Annotated in this window: 13 protein-coding genes and 1 pseudogene; 7 read left to right on the top strand and 7 right to left on the bottom strand. The window is 73.4% G+C overall.

All coding sequences use genetic code 11. The features are described 5' to 3' along the window. The 4 genes and pseudogenes from ACI78Z_RS23685 to ACI78Z_RS23670 all read left to right on the top strand — a co-directional run. Window positions 1-236, top strand: a pseudogene (locus ACI78Z_RS23685) (S-(hydroxymethyl)mycothiol dehydrogenase); the annotation flags it as partial. 74 nt (window positions 237-310) lie between these two features. After that, window positions 311-919, top strand: a complete 609-nt coding sequence (locus ACI78Z_RS23680) for an MBL fold metallo-hydrolase (protein WP_457038989.1) — start codon at window positions 311-313, stop codon at window positions 917-919. A 25-nt stretch (window positions 920-944) separates the two neighbouring features. After that, window positions 945-1,841 (top strand): methylenetetrahydrofolate reductase, encoded by an 897-nt coding sequence (locus ACI78Z_RS23675; RefSeq protein ID WP_457038988.1) that lies wholly within the window; start codon window positions 945-947, stop codon window positions 1,839-1,841. A gap of 48 nt (window positions 1,842-1,889) precedes the next feature. Beyond that, window positions 1,890-2,780 (top strand): MBL fold metallo-hydrolase, encoded by an 891-nt coding sequence (locus ACI78Z_RS23670; RefSeq protein WP_457038987.1) that lies wholly within the window; start codon window positions 1,890-1,892, stop codon window positions 2,778-2,780. A gap of 137 nt (window positions 2,781-2,917) precedes the next feature. On the opposite strand, the gene ACI78Z_RS23665 is transcribed toward ACI78Z_RS23670, so the two are convergent. Continuing rightward, window positions 2,918-4,039, bottom strand: coding sequence for an aromatic ring-hydroxylating oxygenase subunit alpha (locus ACI78Z_RS23665; RefSeq protein WP_457038986.1), 1,122 nt, complete (start codon window positions 4,037-4,039; stop codon window positions 2,918-2,920). A gap of 149 nt (window positions 4,040-4,188) precedes the next feature. Next, complete coding sequence (locus tag ACI78Z_RS23660; RefSeq protein ID WP_457038985.1) at window positions 4,189-4,983, bottom strand: IclR family transcriptional regulator; 795 nt, start codon at window positions 4,981-4,983, stop codon at window positions 4,189-4,191. 120 nt (window positions 4,984-5,103) lie between these two features. On the opposite strand from ACI78Z_RS23660, the gene ACI78Z_RS23655 reads away from it, so the two are divergent. The 3 genes from ACI78Z_RS23655 (at window position 5,104) to betA (ending at window position 8,411) form a co-directional block, all read left to right on the top strand. Further along, window positions 5,104-5,430 (top strand): bifunctional 3-phenylpropionate/cinnamic acid dioxygenase ferredoxin subunit, encoded by a 327-nt coding sequence (locus tag ACI78Z_RS23655; RefSeq protein WP_457038984.1) that lies wholly within the window; start codon window positions 5,104-5,106, stop codon window positions 5,428-5,430. Then, complete coding sequence (locus ACI78Z_RS23650; protein ID WP_457038983.1) at window positions 5,427-6,608, top strand: NAD(P)/FAD-dependent oxidoreductase; 1,182 nt, start codon at window positions 5,427-5,429, stop codon at window positions 6,606-6,608. Before ACI78Z_RS23655 ends, ACI78Z_RS23650 begins: the two co-directional genes overlap by 4 nt. Window positions 6,609-6,725: 117 nt before the next feature. Beyond that, a complete protein-coding gene (gene betA / locus ACI78Z_RS23645) occupies window positions 6,726-8,411 on the top strand; it encodes a choline dehydrogenase (protein ID WP_457038982.1) in 1,686 nt (561 codons plus the stop codon). A 204-nt stretch (window positions 8,412-8,615) separates the two neighbouring features. On the opposite strand, the gene ACI78Z_RS23640 is transcribed toward betA, so the two are convergent. The 5 genes from ACI78Z_RS23640 to ACI78Z_RS23620 all read right to left on the bottom strand — a co-directional run bounded on the left by ACI78Z_RS23640 (window position 8,616) and on the right by ACI78Z_RS23620 (window position 15,496). Further along, entirely contained in the window at window positions 8,616-9,293 is a 678-nt protein-coding gene (locus tag ACI78Z_RS23640) for a 3'-5' exonuclease (RefSeq protein WP_457038981.1), read from the bottom strand. Then, window positions 9,293-11,128 (bottom strand): putative nucleotidyltransferase substrate binding domain-containing protein, encoded by a 1,836-nt coding sequence (locus tag ACI78Z_RS23635; RefSeq protein ID WP_457038980.1) that lies wholly within the window; start codon window positions 11,126-11,128, stop codon window positions 9,293-9,295. Before ACI78Z_RS23635 ends, ACI78Z_RS23640 begins: the two co-directional genes overlap by 1 nt. A 102-nt stretch (window positions 11,129-11,230) precedes the next feature. Then, entirely contained in the window at window positions 11,231-12,874 is a 1,644-nt protein-coding gene (locus tag ACI78Z_RS23630; protein WP_457038979.1) for an APC family permease, read from the bottom strand. A gap of 40 nt (window positions 12,875-12,914) precedes the next feature. After that, window positions 12,915-14,381 (bottom strand): aldehyde dehydrogenase family protein, encoded by a 1,467-nt coding sequence (locus ACI78Z_RS23625; protein WP_457038978.1) that lies wholly within the window; start codon window positions 14,379-14,381, stop codon window positions 12,915-12,917. A gap of 221 nt (window positions 14,382-14,602) precedes the next feature. Next, on the bottom strand, window positions 14,603-15,496 hold the full coding sequence (locus ACI78Z_RS23620; RefSeq protein WP_457038977.1) for a chorismate-binding protein: 894 nt from the start codon (window positions 15,494-15,496) through the stop codon (window positions 14,603-14,605). Between the last annotated feature and the right edge of the window lie 536 nt (window positions 15,497-16,032).

Raw genomic sequence — 16,032 nt, 5'->3', positions numbered from 1 at the left:
CCATCACGCTGCCGCTGATCGAGGTGTTCGGCCGGGGCGGGGCGATCAAGTCCTCCTGGTACGGCGACTGCCTGCCCAGCCGGGACTTCCCGCTGCTGGTCGACCTCTACCGGCAGGGCCGCTTCCCCCTCGACGACTTCGTCACAGAGGCCATCGGCCTGGACGACGTCGAGGAGGCCTTCGACAACCTGCGCCGCGGCGAGGTGCTCCGCTCTGTCGTGGTGTTGGACAAGTGAGCCGGCTCGCGAGCGCACCGGTGAGCGCGGCAGCGCCGATCGTGGACCCGACGGGCCCCCGGCGGAGGGGACACGTGGGCGCCCGCATCGACAAGACCGTCGTCTCCGGGGTCTTCAGCCTCGACGGGGCCGACTTCGACGTCGACAACAACGTGTGGCTGGTCGGCGACGACGACGAGGTGCTGGTCATCGACGCCCCCCACCGCGCCGAACCGATCCTCGACGCGATCGGCGGCCGGCGGGTCACCGCGATCGTGCTCACCCACGGGCACAACGACCACATCACCGCCGCCGTCGACCTGCGCGAGGCCACCGGCGCGCCGATCTGGATCAACCCCGCCGACCTCATGCTCTGGGGAAGCGTCCACCCGAAGGCATTGCCCGATCACCCCGTCGGCCACTGCACCCGGTTCTCCGTGGCCGGGACGTTCCTGCTCTCGATGCACACCCCGGGCCACAGCCCCGGCAGCACATCCCTCTACGCACGGGACCTGAACACCGTCTTCACCGGCGACACGCTGTTCTGCGGCGGGCCAGGCGCCACCGGGCGCTCCTACAGCGACGAGCCGACCATCGTGCACTCCATCCGCTCGTGTCTGCTGACCCTCCCCGAGGACACGGTCGTCAAGACCGGCCACGGTGACGACACGACCATCGCCGCGGAGGCGGGACGTGTCCGTTGAGGTTCCGGACGACACCCGTGCGCGCATGAGGACGGGATCACCGCCTCCGGTCGAGCGCCGGCCGGCGCGGCGGCGATCCCGAGGGGCGCTGGAGCGGGCGCTGCGGGACGCCAGCTACGAGGTCCTGCCACTGCGGGGTGCTGAGGACTCGGTCGTCGAGCACGTCCCCCGGACCGTGCCCCTCACCGTGACGGTGACCGAGGCCAAGGGCCTCACGCCGACCATCGAGTTGGCCGAGCGGTTGTCGGGTCACGGGTACGCCGCCACGCCCCACCTGGCCGCCCGCCTGGTCCAGGACCGGGCCCAACTGGCCGACATCGTGGCCCGGTTGCGTGCCGCCGGGGTGAACGGCGTGTTCGTCGTCGGGGGCGATGCCGCCGAGCCCGCGGGGAGGTTTCCCGACGCGCTCTCCCTGCTCGAGGAGCTGGAGACCGTCGCCCACCACTTCGAGGACGTGGGCATCGGCGGCTATCCCGAGGGGCACGGACACATCAGCCCGGAGCTGATCGAGCGCGCCCTCGAGCGGAAGGCCCCGCACGCGACCCACGTCATCACCCAGTTGTGCTTCCACCCCTCGACGACGACGTCATGGGCACAGCAGGTCAGGCTGCGGGGCGTGGACCTGCCGGTCCGGATCGGGCTCCCGGGCGCGGTGACGCGCCAGAAACTGGTGCGGATCTCGGCCGGGCTCGGGCTCGGCCAGTCCGCCCGGTTCCTGTCGAAGCAGCACAGCATGTTCTGGCGCTTCTTCCTGCCCCACGGCTACCGGCCGGACCGTCTCATGGAGGGGTTCGCACCCAGCCTCGGTCGGCCCGAGCACAACCTGCGGGGCTTCCACTTCTTCACCTTCAACGAGGTGGCGCGGACAGAGGCGTGGCGGCAGAGGTGGCTGGCTCGCCTGTCCGAAACGGACCCGAGGTAGCCGGGTACGCCCCGTCGGCGAGCCGATGGCACGACCGGGGAGGACGGCATGAGCGGGTCCGATGTGCAGTACGGAGGCGTCACGCTCCTCGCCTCGCCGGAGGGCGGCCGCTATCCGTCCGGCAACTCCCTGCTGATCAGCGGGACGGACCGCACCGTGCTGGTCGACCCCTCGATCGAGGTCCACCGGCGAGGCAGGTCGACGGACGCCGTGGACCTGGTCGTCATCAGCCATGCCCACGAGGACCACCTGGCGGGACTGCACCTGTTCCCGGACCTGCCGGTCCTCGCACACCCCGCCGAGGTCAGCGCCGTCCGCTCCCCCGAGGCCCTGCTCGCAGGCTTCGGGATGGCACCCCCCGAGGCCGAGGTCGTCCGGGGGCACCTGCGTGACACCTTCCACCTGAGCGAGCGCCAGGACGTCGGCACGTGGGAGGACGGCGACGTGGTGGACCTCGGTGGCCGGACACTGACCGTCCTGCACCTGCCGGGGCACACCGCGGGTCACTGCGGCTTGCTGGTCGAACCCGACGGCTTCCTGTTCCTCGCGGACATGGACCTCACGTCCTTCGGCCCGTACTACGGCGACCTGTCGAGCAGCCTGGAGGACGTCGAGGCGTCGATCACGCGCCTGCGGGAGGTCGAGGCTCGCTGGTACGGGACGTCGCACCAGGTCGGCGTGCTCGGCGACCGTCCGGCGTTCCTCGATGCCCTGGACCGCTTCGCCGCGGTGATCCGTCGCAGGGACGACACGCTGCTGCAGCTGCTACGGCAGCCACGGACGCTGGCGGACGTCGTCGCCCACCGACTGGTGTACCGGCCGCACGTCCGGTTGCCGTTCGTCGAGGCGGTCGAGCGTCGGACCGCCCTCCTGCACCTGGAGCGACTCGAGCGCCACGGCCTGGTCGTGCTCACCGACGCCGGCTACCTCGCCGTGTGACGTGCCCTACCGCTCGGCCACGGACGCCCCTGCGGGGGCCGAGGACGACGTCCTCGGCCCCCGTGACGTGCGGGAGCGGCCGCCCTTCAGGGGCCCGCGCCGAGCCCGCGCGGCGCGGGGGGAGGGGTGGTCCTTGCTCAGTCCGCCAGGCGCTGGGTCAGCCACTCGTGGAACTCGCCGATGTGGTGCTCGGAGGGCACCAGGACCCCGCCGTGGGCGTAGGCCCGCGACGACATGGCCGGCTGGGTCCGCTCGCAGGCCTCGAAGTCCTGCTCGTTGACCCGGTGGAACAGCTCCACCGACCGGGACACGTCCTTGCCGGAGTCGACCACCTCGCGGGTGTACAGCCAGTCGCACTCCACGATCGTCCGGTCCGCCGCGATCGGGAACATGCGGTGGAAGATCACGTGGTCGGGCACCAGGTTGACGAAGACCGTCGGGCGGACGGTGATGGCGTAGTAGCGGCGGTCCTGGTCGGCATCGACACCGGGCAGCTTGGCGAAGCCCTCGCTGCCGTCGACGGTGAAGCCCGCGACGTCCTCGCCGAACTCCGCGCCGTGCCCGACGTAGAACTGCGCGGCGTAGCCGTCGGCGAACTCCGGGAGCACCTCGGTGAGCTCGGGGTGGATCGTCGCGCAGTGGTAGCACTCCATGAAGTTCTCGATGATGAGCTTCCAGTTGGCCCGCACGTCGTAGGTGATCCGCCGGCCGACCGTGAGCGAGTCCAGCTGGTAGTGGTCGATGGACTCCAGGTCCCCGAGCCGGTCGGCGATGGCGCCCATCACGTCGTCCTCGAACGACGGGGGCTCGGTGGCCAGGGAGATCCAGGCGTAGCCGAGCCACTCGCGCAGGTGCACCGGCACCAGGCCGTACTCCACCCGGTCGACGTCGGGCATCTTGGTGAGGTTGGGGGCGGCGACCAGCTTGCCCGCCAGGTCGTAGGTCCAGGCGTGGTAGGGGCACTGGAAGGCCCGCTTCACCTCGCCGGCGTCCTCGGTGCAGATCTGCGCGCCGCGGTGCCGGCAGATGTTGAGGAAGGCGCGCAGCTGCCCGTCCCGGCCGCGGACGACCAGCACGCTCTCCCGGCCGACCTGGACCTTCTGGAACTTGCCGGGGGTCGGCAGATCGGCCGACCGCACCGCGCAGAACCACATGGTCTCGAAGATCCGGGCCTGTTCGAGGGAGAAGATGGCCGGGTCGGTGTAGTACTGGCCCGGCAGCGTGGAGATCAGGCTCGCGGGCAGGTCGGTGGCGGTCATGCAGGCACCTCGGTGGCGTCGGGCGTACACGGGTACGCCGGGCGGTCGGACGGTGGGGAGCAGGGTGGACCCGGTCGCCGTGCGGTAGGGGCTCCGCCGGGCGACTGTGTTGCATATTACGGTTCATGTTGCGTCTTGCACAACCACCGTCAGCCGAAGAAGCCGAGTCGCCGGCTCAGCGCACCCGCCGCCTCCACCACCAGCGGGGCGACCAGGTCCCCCAGGGACGCCGGGGTCATCCGGAAGGACGGACCCGACACGCTCACCGCCGCGGTCACCTGCCCCTCCGCGTCGCGCACCGGCGCCGCGACGGCGTTGAGGCCGACCTCGAGCTCCTCCACGGTGGTGCCCCAGCCGCGCGCCTCGATCTCCTCGAGCTGCCGCCGCAGGGCGTCGGGATCGGTGATCGTGGCGTCGGTGTAGCGCTCCAGGACGGCGGACAGCACGGTCTCCCGCACGGCGTCCGGGGCGTGCGCGAGCAGCACCTTGCCGCTGGACGTGGCGTGCAGCGGCGTCCCGCGGCCCACCCAGTTGTGGGTGCTGATCGTCGCCCGCCCCCGCACCTGGCTGATGTTGACCGCCCGGTTGCTGTCGAGGATGGCGAGGTTGACCGTCTCCCCGACGTCGTCCGCGAGCACCTCGCAGATCCGGCGCCCTTCCTGGGCGAGGTCGGACTGGGCGGCGGTCGCGCCGGCCAGGCGGACGATCCCGAAGCCGAGGCGGTACTTGCCGCGGTCGGCCAGCTGCTCGACGAACCCCCGGCCCTCGAGGACGGCGACCAGCCGGAACGCCGTGGACTTGTGCACCCCGAGCTCCGCGGCGATCTCGGTGACCCCGGCCTCCCCCCGGACCGCGAGGATCTCCAGGACGCTCAACGCACGGTCGACGGACTGGACCAGCACAGCCGGGCCCCGCTCCGTACCGGAACTCTCCTCGACGCTCACGGCCTCAGCGTAGAGATCGATTTCACAACGGACCCTTGACTCACCCTGAGGAGTGCGGCCAGGCTGTTCCGCCAAGAGCTAGTCGTTGCGGCCAGCGCAACCCGCGAACCCGGAGTGTCCATGGTCCCGGTGTGCCCGACCAGTGCGCTGTCCCCCGGCGAGGCGACTCGCGTGACGGCCGGCGTGCCCGTGCCCGTCGCCGTCTTCAACGTCGACGGCGAGTTCTACGCGATCGACGACACCTGCACCCACCAGGACGCCTCGCTCGCCGACGGGTGGCTGGAGGGCTGCGCCGTCGAGTGCCCGCTGCACGCGTCGTGCTTCGACCTGCGGACCGGGATGCCGTCGGGGCCACCGGCGAAGACCCCGGTGCGCACGCATGCGGTGGTGGTCGTCGACGGGGTGGTCCACGTCCAGGTCGGCGGAGCGGCGGAGGGCGCGGCGTGACCGGGACCGTCGCGGTCGTCGGCGCGTCCCTGGCGGGGCTGTCGGCGGCCCGCGCGCTGCGCGCCCGGTCCTACGACGGGCGGATCGTCGTCATCGGCGACGAGGCGCACGCCCCCTACGACCGGCCGCCGCTGTCCAAGGAGTTCCTCGCCGGCACGTACTCCCGGGACGACCTCGCGCTGGGCACCGCGGCCGACGAGGCGCTGGACCTGGACTGGCGGTTGGGCACCGTCGCGATCGGCCTGGACCCCGGTACCCGGTCCGTGCGGCTGGCCGACGGCAGCGAGGTGCGGGCCGACGGCGTCGTCCTGGCCACCGGCGCCCGCGCCCGCCGCCTCCCCGGGACCGAGGGGCTGGCCGGCGTCCACGTCCTGCGCTCGCTGGACGACGCCGTGGCGCTGCGGGCCGACCTGCTCGCGGCCGGGCACCTCGTCGTGATCGGCGCCGGGTTCATCGGGGCCGAGGTCGCCTCCACCGCCCGGGCCCTCGGGCTGGACGTCACCGTCGTCGAGACCCAGCCCGTGCCCCTCGCGGGCCCGCTCGGCGCCGCGATGGGCGCGGTCTGCGCCGAGCTGCACGCCGACCACGGGGTGCGGCTGCTCACCGGCACAGGGGTCGCGGGCCTCGTCGGCCGGACGAGGGTCGAGGCCGTCGAGCTGGCCGACGGGCGGCGGCTGCCCGCCGACGTCGTGGTCGTCGGCATCGGCGCCGTCCCGAACGTGGAGTGGCTCGCCGGCTCGGGCGTGACCCTGCAGGCTGGCGTCCGCACCGACACCCGGTGCGCGACCAACGTCCCGGGGGTCGTCGCCGTCGGCGACTGCGCGTCCTCCTGGTCCGCCGACGCCGGACGAGCCGTCCGCGTGGAGCACTGGACGCACGCCCTGGAGCAGCCCACGACCGCCGCCGCCACCCTGCTCGGCGCCGACCCCGGGACGAGGCCGACGGTCCCGTACTTCTGGTCGGAGCAGTACGGCCGGCGCATCCAGTTCGCCGGGACCCGCCGGGACGGCGACGAGGTGCGGGTGGTCGAGGGCAGCTGCGCGGACCGCAGCTTCCTCGCGGTCTACGAGCGCGACGGTCACCCGGTCGCCGTCCTCGGGGTCGACCAGCCCCGGCTGTTCACCCGGTGGCGCAAGCAGCTCCGGTCCGCCGAACCCGCGACCTCGCTGACCGCCTGACGCCGGTCCGGCGTCCGCGAGCACTCCCGGGCCGGAGCGCCCACGCCCGTCCCGGTCCCCCGGTCGGGGCCTCCCGGTCGGCCGCCGCACCCACCCCTGACCGCGAAGGAGCACGACATGGGCCAGCAGCAGTACGACTTCGTCATCGTGGGCGGCGGATCGGCGGGCAGCGCCCTCGCCAACCGGCTCAGCGCCGACCCTGGCAACCGGGTGCTGGTCCTCGAGGCCGGCCGGAAGGACTCCCTCTGGGACGTCTTCGTGCACATGCCGGCCGCGCTGACCATCCCGATCGGCAACCGCCTCTACGACTGGAAGTACGAGAGCGAGCCTGAGCCTTGGATGGGCGGCCGGAAGGTCTACCACGCCCGCGGCAAGCTGCTCGGCGGCTCCAGCAGCATCAACGGGATGATTTTCCAGCGCGGCAACCCCATGGACTACGAGCGCTGGGGTGCCGACGACGGCATGGAGACGTGGGACTTCGCGCACGTCCTGCCTTACTTCAAGCGCATGGAGAACTGCACGGCCGCCGCCGACGACGACCCGTTCCGCGGCAAGGACGGCCCCCTGGTCCTCGAGCGCGGCCCGGCCACCAGCCCGCTGTTCCAGGCCTTCTTCTCCGCCGTGCAGCAGGCCGGCTACCCGCTGACCGACGACGTCAACGGCTACCGGCAGGAGGGCTTCGCGCCCTTCGACCGCAACGTGCACCGCGGCCGCCGGCTGAGCGCGGCCCGCGCCTACCTGCACCCGGTGATGTCCCGCCCGAACCTGACGGTGGAGACCCGCGCCTTCGTCACCCGGGTCCTCTTCGAGGGCGATCGCGCCGTCGGCGTGGAGTACCGCCGCGGCCGCGGACCGGTCCGCACCGTGCGCGCCGGTGAGGTGGTCCTCAGCGGCGGCGCCATCAACACCCCGCAGCTGCTGCAGCTCTCCGGCGTCGGCAACGGCGCGGAGCTGTCCGCCCTCGGCATCGAGGTCGTCGCCGACCTGCCCGGCGTCGGCGAGAACCTGCAGGACCACCTCGAGGTCTACATCCAGCACGCGTGCAAGCAGCCGGTGTCCATCGCCCCGGGCATGAAGTGGTGGAACAAGCCGAGGATCGGCGCCGAGTGGCTCTTCCTCCGCCAGGGCCTCGGCGCGACCAACCACTTCGAGGCCGGCGGCTTCCTGCGCAGCAACGACGACGTCGACTACCCGAACCTGATGTTCCACTTCCTGCCGATCGCCGTCCGCTACGACGGGTCGATGCCCGAGGGCGACCACGGCTACCAGGTGCACATCGGGCCCATGTACTCCGACGCCCGGGGCACGCTGAAGATCACCTCGGCCGACCCGCGGGTGAAGCCGGCCATGCGCTTCAACTACCTCTCGACTGAGCAGGACCGCCGGGAGTGGGTGGAGGCGGTGCAGGTGGCGCGGCGGATCTTCGAGCAGCCGGCGTTCGCCGAGTTCAGCTCGGGCGAGATCTCCCCCGGACCGGAGATCGAGACCCCCGAGCAGATCCTCAGCTGGGTGGCCCGGGACGCCGAGACGGCGCTGCACCCCTCCTGCACGGCGAAGATGGGTACCGACCCGCTGTCGGTGGTCGACCCGACGAGCATGCGGGTGCACGGGCTGCAGGGCCTGCGGGTGGTCGACGCCTCGGCCATGCCCTACGTGACCAACGGCAACATCTACGCGCCGGTCATGATGATGGCCGAGAAGGCCGCCGACCTGATCCTCGGCAACACCCCGCTCGCCCCCGAGCACGTCGAGTTCCACCGGCACCGGCCGGCGCCGGTCGCCGAGGCCGCCGGCCAGGCCTGACCGGACGACGCCGGCCGCTGCCGCGTCCCCCGGGAGCCGGCAGCGGCCGTCGTCGTCCTCACAGCGGTTCTCGGGTTGGCTGACGGAGGTGGTCAACTGACGAGATCGCGTGACGTCGCACGCTTCCAGGCGTCCAGCCGTGCGAGATCACGCGATCTCGCTGCCCGCGACAGCACGACCCGTCAACCAACCGGCACACCGCTGTCAGGCGTGCTGGACGCGCAGTCGTGCCTCGGCCCCGGCCAGCGTGCCCACCGTCTCGGGGCCGCCCGCCTCCAGCAGCGTGGCCAGCGCGACGAACACCTGGGCGGTCGTGAACGCGTCACCACTCGCCTCGTGCGGCCGGGAGCTGGGCACCCCCAGGGCCTCGGCCAGCGTCTCCAGGGACAGCACCGGCGGCGGGGTCCGGCCGGTCCCGGCCAGCCACAGCCGGCCCAGCGCGCGGGTGTCGACGACGGGGTTGCGCAGCCGCACCCCCCGGGCCCGCAGCGCGCGGCCGAGGAAGCCCCGCTCGACCCACGCCGCATGGGCCACCAGCACCCGCCCGGTCATCGCCGGCAGCAGGCGGTCGACCGCCTCGGGCAGCGGCGGCGCCCCGGCGAGGTCGACCGGGCGCAGCCCGTGGATCCGCACCGACTCCGCGGGCACCCCCCGCTGCGGCCGCGCCAGCCCCTCGGCCGCCGTGCCGCAGACCACCCGGCCGCCCTCCACGCAGACCGCACCCCAGGACACGATCTCGTGCCGGCGGGAGTCCAGCCCCGTCAGCTCCAGGTCGACGACGCAGAACGACGCCGCCCGCCAGGACGTGCCCGGGGGGATCCGGGCGGCGTCCCGGTAGGCGCGCGCCGCCGCGCTGCCCGGTCGCATCGGCAGGCCGCGCATCACACCACCCCCTGCCGGAGCTGGCCGGCCACCCGGCGCTGGACGGCGGAGACGGCGCGGAAGGCCTCCCGGAGCGCGCCCCGGGTCACCGGGTCCAGGTCGGCCGGGGCCAGGTGGTCGTCGGGCCGCCGGCCGGCGCGCAGCTGCTCGACCTGGTGGTCGACCCGGAGCTCCAGCACCAGGTCGAACGCCTCGGCGAGCGTGCGGGCGTCGTCGGCCGGGAGGGTGCCCGCGTCCGCGGCGGCCCGCAGCCGGGCCGGGGTGGAGGCGCTGGTGACGCCCGCGGCCATGCCGGCCCACCGCGCCAGGTCGACGATGGGCTGCAGCCCACCCCGCTTGAGGTCGAGCCGCCCGGCGTGCTCCCCGCCGTGCTCGACGACGAAGTCCCGCAGGAACCCGGTCGGCGGGCGGTGGCCCAGCGCGAAGCGGGCGAGCAGCACCAGGAACCCCGGATGGCGCCGGGCGTCCCGGAACACCTCCGGCAGGGCCGGCCCGCTGCGGATGCCCCACACCGGCCGGCCGTCGACCACCATCGAGACCAGCACCAGCGCCTTCTCCTGCGTCGGGTCGGTGAGCCAGCTGCGCGCGGCCTCCCGCCACCCCGCGTAGGACCGCATGAACAACGGCGCGCTTGCCACCGCGCCCTTGGTGTCCGCCGGGAACCCGCACGCCTCCAGGCCGGCGACGACGGCCTCGGCGACGGCGCGCAGCTCCGCCTGCATCCCCTCGTCGGCGGCCCCGTACCAGACCAGCGCGCTGTCCACGTCGGACGACGGCACGGCCTCCCGGCGCGCGAGGCTGCCCAGCGCCAGCCAGGTGAAGGGCACCGCCGGCTCGCCCATCTCGGCGACGGTGAGCTGGACCAGGCGCCGGGTGAGCGCGTCGGACACCACGGAGTGGATGCCCGCGATGTCGGTGGCGGCCACCCGGGCGTCGTGGAGGGCGACCACCGCCGGTCGCAGCTGGGCCGACGCGGTCACCAGGTCCTGCACCGTGCGGGCGCGGGCGATCGCCGACCGCAGGTGGAAGCTGCTGCGCGGGGCGGCGGCCAGCAGGTCGGCGTCCTCGAGCACGCCGAGCACGCGGCCACCGGGGCTGAGCACGGGCAGGTGCCGGATCCCCCGCTCCAGCATGTCCAGGAGCACCTCGCCGCTCATGCGCTCGGCGGCGACCGTGTGCGCCGGGAAGGTCATGACCTCCTCGACGGGGATGTCGGTGCCGAGGGCACGCGCGACGACCCGGGCCCGCAGGTCCCGGTCGGTCACGATGCCGAGCCCTCCCCCGCGCACCGCCACGACGGCCGCGGTCGCACCCGCCTCGGTCATGCGCTCGGCCGCCTCGCGCACCGGCGTGCCGGAGGCGCAGACGACCGGCTCGGTGCGCAGCAGGTCGGCCACCGGACGGTGGGCGGCGTCCACCACCGGCTCGACCTCGTGCCGGCGCGGCACCGGGTCGGCGAGCAGGGAGCGGGCGACGAAGCGCAGGCCGGCCGGCCGGGCCAGCACCGGGCGGGCGGCCGCCGCCGGGATGCGGTAGCAGAGCGTGTCCTCGGCGGCCACCACGCCGAAGCGGGCCGGCAGGCCGGACAGCATCGACGCCTGTCCGAACAGCTCCCCCGGGCCCAGCTCGTCCAGGACCCGGCCGTCGTGGACGATGTCCAGCGCGCCCCGGCGGACGACGCGCAGGTGCTCGACCGGGGCCTCCCCCTGCTCGATGAGCACGGTGCCGGCCGGGAGGTACTCGACCTCGGCGGCCGCGGCGACCTGCCGCAGCTCGTCCACGGAGAGGGCGTCGAACGGCGGTCGGCCCTGCAGGAACTCGGCGACGTCCCTCACAGCACCGGCCCCGTCACCCCCGCCCCCCGCAGGCCCGGCCGGCCACCGTCCAGGGGCCCTCCGCCTGAGTCTGCGAGGAGTGGGGGGAAGGGTGGTCCTCTCTCAGCGGACGCTGCCGACCGGGACGTCGGCCCGTCCCGGGTCCTCGTCCGGGTCGACCAGGCGGGCGGCCGGGACCCCGGTCGCGGCGCCCGACGCCGACCGCGCACCCGGCACCGTGTCGGCCGCGTGCTCGGGCAGCACGCCGCTGTTGTGCCGGGCCCGCAGCAGGTAGTAGGCCAGCCCGACCAGGGCGATGGCGCCGATGAACACGAAGGCACCCCACTGCAGGTACCAGTGGTACGGCTCGGTGGCGTTGTAGATCTCCTGGCGCGGCCAGGCCAGGTTCAGCGCCATGCCCCCGCCCCACAGCACCGCCAGGATGTTGACCGGCAGCCCCCAGCGGCCGAGCGAGAAGTACTTCCCGTCGTTGCGCTCACCGGGCAGCGGCCAGCGACCCCGCAGCCGGCTGAGCAGCATCGGCACGGTGACCAGCAGGTACGCCAGGTAGATCATGATGATCGCGATGCTGGTGATGACCGTGAAGATCTGCGGCTGTCGGATGTTGATCAGCAGGATGCTGATCGACAGGACGCCTATGACGACCGCGGGCACGACCGGCGTCTTGCGCTTGGGGTCGACCTTCGCCAGCCGGGCGCTGAACGGCAGGTTGTTGTCCCGCGCCATCGCGAACATCATGCGGATCGTCGCGGTGTGCACCGCCAGGCAGCAGACGGTGATGGCGATGACGATGCAGGCCAGGAACACCTTGCCCAGCCCCGTGCCCGCCACCTGGAGCAGCACGTACTGCAGGCCGCCGGTGCTCGACGACAGCTGCGGGTCGTCGAGGTCCCGCACCGCCATGAGGCCGAACAGCAGGATCAGGCCGCCGAGGAGGAAGGAGGCGGTGACCGCGCGGACGATGGCCTTGGGTGCGGTGCGCCGCGGGTCGATGGTCTCCTCGCCCAGCGAGCTCGCGGTGTCGAAGCCGTACATGACGTAGGCCGAGGCCAGCGAGGCGACGAGGAAGGCGCCGAGGTAGCCCAGGTCCCGGCCCTCGCCCATGCCGGCGGTGTCGGTGAGGACCTCGACCGGGCTGCGGGTCATCGCCACGGCCAGGATCACGATGATCAGCACCGCCGCGACCAGCTCGATGAAGACGCCGGCGCTGTTGATCCGCGCCATGAGCTTCACGCCGTAGGCGTTCACCACCGTGGTGAACAGGATGAGTGCGCTGCCGAGGATGACGGCGTTGACCGCGAAGTCGTAGGTGCCCGTGCCGTCACCGACGATCTGGAAGCCCGACCACAGCTGGGGCAGCGTGATCTGGTAGGCGAGGACGGTCGCCGACAGCGTCACGATCGAGGCCGTGAGCATCATCCAGCCGGTCATCCACGAGGTGGTCCGGCTGCCCAGTCGCTTGGTCCAGTTGTAGAGCGACCCCGCCACGGGGTACTTCGCGGCCAGCTCGGCGAAGCACAGCGCCACCATCAGCTGACCGAGGAAGACCATCGGCCAGGACCACAGGTAGGCCGGGCCGCCGGCGCCGAAGCCGAAGTAGAACAGCTGGAACGTGCCGGTCAGGATCGAGATGTAGCTGACCCCGGCCGCGAAGCTGGAGAACTTGCCGATGCTCCGGTCGAGCTCCTGCTTGTAGCCGAACTCGGCGAGGTGCGACTCGCCGTCCTGCGTGGTGTGGGCGCTCATGGGCCGTCCGTCCGGGGGGGATGGGGTTGGGGATGGGGGCTCAGCCCCGGAACCAGCGAACTGGTGCGGGGGCGGTGTTGTGCCAGATGTGCTTGGCCTCGCGGTACTCGGCGAGGCCGGACGGGCCGAGCTCGCGCCCGTTGCCCGACCGTCCGAACCCGCCCCACTCCGCCTGCGGCAGGTAGGGGCCGAAGTCGTTGATCCAGACCGTGCCGTGCCGCAGCGCCCGGGCGACCCGCTCGGCCCGGGCGGTGTCGGCGGTCCAGACCGCGCCGGCGAGCCCGTAGTCGGTGTCGTTGCCCAGCGCGATCGCCTCTTCCTCCGTGCTGAAGCGCTCCACGGTGAGGACGGGCCCGAAGGACTCCTCCTGCACGATCCGCATGTCGCGCCGGCAGTCGGCGAAGACCGTCGGCAGGTAGAAGAACCCGCCGGCCAGCTCCGGCTCCTCGGGACGGCGGCCGCCGGTGACCAGCCGGGCGCCCTCGCGGACGCCGGCCGCGACGTACTCCTCCACGCCCGCGCGGTGCTCCGCGGACACCAGGGGGCCGCTCTCGGTGGCGGGGTCGAACCCGTTGCCGAGGCGGATGCGCCCGGCGCGCTCGGCCACGGCGGCGACGAACTCGTCGTGGATCTCGTCCTGCACGATGAGCCGGGTCCCCGCCGAGCACACCTGCCCGGAGTGCAGGAAGACCGCGGTCAGGGCGTTGTCGACGGCGGTGTCGAGGTCCACGTCGGCGAACACGATGTTGGGGTTCTTGCCGCCCAGCTCGACGGTCACCTTCTTCACCGTCTCGGCCGCGGCCCGCAGGATCCACTGCCCGGTGCTGAGGCCGCCGGTGAACGACACCATGTCCACGTCGGGGTGCTCGACCATCGCCGCTCCCACCTCCCGGCTCCCGAGGACGAGGTTGACCACGCCCGCCGGGGCGCCGGCCTCCTCCAGCAGCTCGGTGAGCCGGATGGTGGTCAGCGGGGTGACCTCGCTGGGCTTGACGACGATCGTGTTGCCCGCCGCGAGCGCCGGCGCGACCTTCCAGGACACCTGCAGCAGCGGGTAGTTCCACGGCGTGATGAGCGAGCACACGCCCACGGGCTCGTAGACGACACGGCTGACGACGTCGGTGCGGCCGGCGTCGACCAGGCGGCGGGGGTCCTTGTCGGCCAGGTCGGCGTAGTAGCGGAAGACGGCGGTCACGTCGTCGACGTCCTGCCGGCTCTCCCCGACGGTCTTGCCGGTGTCGAGGGTCTCCAGCCGAGCGATGTCCTCCCGGTCCCGCTGCAGCAGGTCGGCGACGCGGCGCAGCAGGGCACCGCGCTCGGCCGCCGGGGTGCCCGACCACTCTCCCGCGTCGAAGGCCGCCCGCGCGGCACCAACGGCGGCGGCGACGTCCTCGGCGGTTGCCTCGTCGACCTTCGCCACGACGCTCTGGTCGAACGGGTTGACGACCTCGCGCTGGTCCGAGGAGGACCCCGCACGCCAGGCACCACCGATGAAGAGGTTGGCCATGACACTCCAGTTCTGTTGCGTTCTGCGCGGAATGTTGTGGTCGGCGAGACAGCTTGCTGGGTGACTCAGGTCACCGTCAAGATCCCGACCGGAGTCGGCTCGCACCGGTCCTCCGCACCGGGCGCAGGGCGGTCCTGCGCCCCGCCACCCCAGGTCCGGCCGACCGGCCGGGCCCGTCCCGGCGTCCACCAGCGTGACGGATCGCCATCCGCGCAGTGAACTCAGGACGGCGACCTCCTCCGCGGAGAGCAGGTCCGCCACGGTGAGCACGCGCCTCCCGAGCAGGCCCAGGTCCAGCAACCGTTCCACCCCCCGGGCGCGCACCCGGAGTCCTGGGGCGGCGTCCACCCGGCCAGCCGGGTGCGCAGGTGCCGGACCGCGGCGGGCAGGTCGAGGGCGAACCCGAGGTGCTCGGCGGAGCCGGCCGGCCGCCGCAGGTGACCGTCCTCGTTGCGCAGCCCGCTGTCGGGCTCGTACCGCGTGGTCTCGAGCAGCTCGAACTCCTCGGGACGGCAGGACAGGACGGCGGCCTCCGCCGGCACCTCCGCGTGCTCGGCCGCCGCCTCCGAGCTCCAGGTGATGCCCCCTCCGGTGCCGTGGACCGCGGCGCCGGAGGCGGTGTCCACCACCGCGGTGCGGATGGCGACGCTGAACCGCGCCCGCACGGGGGCGTCCGGTGGGCCGACCAGGCCGATGGCGCCGCAGTAGACGCCACGGGGGGTGTCCTCCAGCGTCCGGGGGACGGCCATGGAGCTGGCCTTGGGCGCTCCGGTGACCGAGCCGCACGGGAACAGCGCGCGGAAGAGGTCTGCCAGCCCGGCGCCCGGCCGCAGCCGCGGGGTGACCTCCGAGGTCGGCTGCAGCACGGTGCCGTGGCGCTCCACCGTGAACAGGGCGGGCACCGTCACGCTGCCGACCTCGGCGACGCGGGCGACGTCGTTGCGCACCCGGTCGCCGCGGTTCTCGAAGAGGAGCTCCGGGCTGGCGCTGGCGACGACGAACCGGCCCAGGTCCAGGTAGGCGTTGTGGGCGCCGCGCTGCTCCAGGGCGAGGGCGCGGTGGAGCCCGAACGGTCGCCGGTGACCCGCCCGGCCATCCGGACGGTGAGGTTGCACTGGTAGGTGTCGCCGGCGGCGATCCGGTCCCGGATCCGCGCGACCCCGGCCGCGTGTGCCGCCGGCGTCCACGTCGGCTCCCACTCCGCGGTCCACCGCCGCTCGGCTCGGCGTCCAGCGGCGCCACCGGCACCGGCTCGTCGCAGAGGCCGAACCAGACGAGCGGCGGCCCGTCCGCCGCGGGCGGGTGCACGGAGAGGCCGGGGTCGAGCCCGGCCTCTCGCCTCGTAGGCGACGTAGCCGAACGCCCACTGCCCGGCGTCGGTGGCCCGCTCGACCTCGGCCAGGACGCCGGCCACCTGGCCGGGGCGCTCGGCGACGAGCACCCGGTGGGGGCGGGACAGCGGACCGCCGTGCCGGCGCGCAGGTCGTCGAAGCGGGCCCAGGTCCCTGAAGCCGGGCCGATCAGCGGAAGACGACCGTGCTGGCCCCGTTGAGCAGGACCCGCCGCTCGCAGTGCCAGCGGACCGCCCGGGACAGGGCCAGCGCCTCGGCGTCCCGGCCGACGGTGGCCAGCGCCCGCGGGTCGTGGGCGT

Source organism: Geodermatophilus sp. SYSU D01176 (assembly GCF_054050015.1).
This window is presented reverse-complemented; position numbering and strand designations above follow the sequence as displayed.

Bases quoted from the DNA above. Each gene is read 5' to 3' on its own strand.
- ACI78Z_RS23675 (WP_457038988.1), top strand. From the start codon at position 945: ATGAGGACGGGATCACCGCCTCCGGTCGAGCGCCGGCCGGCGCGGCGG.
- ACI78Z_RS23670 (WP_457038987.1), top strand. From the start codon at position 1,890: ATGAGCGGGTCCGATGTGCAGTACGGAGGCGTCACGCTCCTCGCCTCG.
- ACI78Z_RS23665 (WP_457038986.1), bottom strand. From the start codon at position 4,039: ATGACCGCCACCGACCTGCCCGCGAGCCTGATCTCCACGCTGCCGGGC.
- ACI78Z_RS23655 (WP_457038984.1), top strand. From the start codon at position 5,104: ATGGTCCCGGTGTGCCCGACCAGTGCGCTGTCCCCCGGCGAGGCGACT.
- betA (WP_457038982.1), top strand. From the start codon at position 6,726: ATGGGCCAGCAGCAGTACGACTTCGTCATCGTGGGCGGCGGATCGGCG.
- ACI78Z_RS23640 (WP_457038981.1), bottom strand. From the start codon at position 9,293: ATGCGCGGCCTGCCGATGCGACCGGGCAGCGCGGCGGCGCGCGCCTAC.
- ACI78Z_RS23630 (WP_457038979.1), bottom strand. From the start codon at position 12,874: ATGAGCGCCCACACCACGCAGGACGGCGAGTCGCACCTCGCCGAGTTC.
- ACI78Z_RS23625 (WP_457038978.1), bottom strand. From the start codon at position 14,381: ATGGCCAACCTCTTCATCGGTGGTGCCTGGCGTGCGGGGTCCTCCTCG.